This is a genomic window from Galbibacter pacificus (genome assembly GCF_029603165.1).
In the GTDB taxonomy this organism is placed as follows: Bacteria; Bacteroidota; Bacteroidia; order Flavobacteriales; family Flavobacteriaceae; genus Galbibacter; species Galbibacter pacificus.
Genome location: NZ_JAQSVC010000017.1, coordinates 1 through 972, shown reverse-complemented (window position 1 = coordinate 972; position 972 = coordinate 1). Strand labels below are relative to the sequence as shown.

1 protein-coding gene is annotated in these 972 nt (G+C 47.6%); it reads right to left on the bottom strand.

Translation table 11 applies throughout. From position 1 onward, the window contains the following. Positions 1-943 (bottom strand): hypothetical protein (locus PSF86_RS17735; RefSeq protein ID WP_277901431.1); only part of this gene is annotated, 943 nt, incomplete at its 3' end. Positions 944-972: the final 29 nt, after the last annotated feature.

The window sequence follows — 972 nt, the reverse complement described above, 5'->3', positions numbered from 1 at the left end:
GCGTCGCAGATGGGTTGTTCGTGATCTTCAGCTCGTTGCCGCTCAGTTCCAGATCCTGTATTTCGTTCTGGCCGTCCAGATCCCCGTCGGCGGCTATATGGTCGCTGATCGCCGTGGCGTTAGTGGTAACTCTTCCGTCCAAATTCGTAATAGAAGTACTATTGCTACCGATATCTGTTGCGTTGGCCGTTACGCGTCCGTCCAGTGCCGTTACTTCCGCCGATTCGTCCAAGGGCGACAGGTCTACCGTCGCTCCCGTCCCGTCTTCTATGCCAAGGCTCAATATATTGTCAGTGTCCAACGTTGCAGATTCCAAATTCTGGTCATCGCTGCTCTCAGAGGCCACCTCATCGATTGCTGACTGGGTATTGGTTGAGGTCAACCCCGATAATGTATTGTCGTAACTTACTTCCGTTGCAGTTTGATCGTCTGTATCTATAGTATGGTTTAAATCTGAAATTTGACTTTCTGTTATTGTCAAATTAGCTTCATTAATATCAATATCCACCTCGTCATTTGCCGTATCATCAATAATAGAAAGCTTATTGGATGCAGCATTCAAACTCTTAAATTCTAGATCAGCAGAATTTTTCCTAGCAAATATGCCTACTCCACCGCCTACATTTGACGCCGTATTTGTCTGTCCAGCTATAGCAGAAAAGCCATCGATTTCAGTTTGTAATTCCTCAATTGCAGATTGCACCTCTGTACTGGAAGTATTCCCTGTTGGTATAAATGTTACCTCGGAGGCCGTTTGGTCGTCCGTGCTCACACCGCTTATGTCAACGGTCTTATCGGTATTCCCGCCTTCTGACAAGGTTATCACGCTTCCATCAAAGCTTAGCCCCGTTACCGTTTCGTTGCTGGTACTCCCGTCAACCTCCGTAAAGGTACTGTTGACCACATAGGGGTCGGCAACAGTGCCGGTGCCCGTTATGCTCATATCTGTGCCCGCGTTTATCTTTGTCTCCG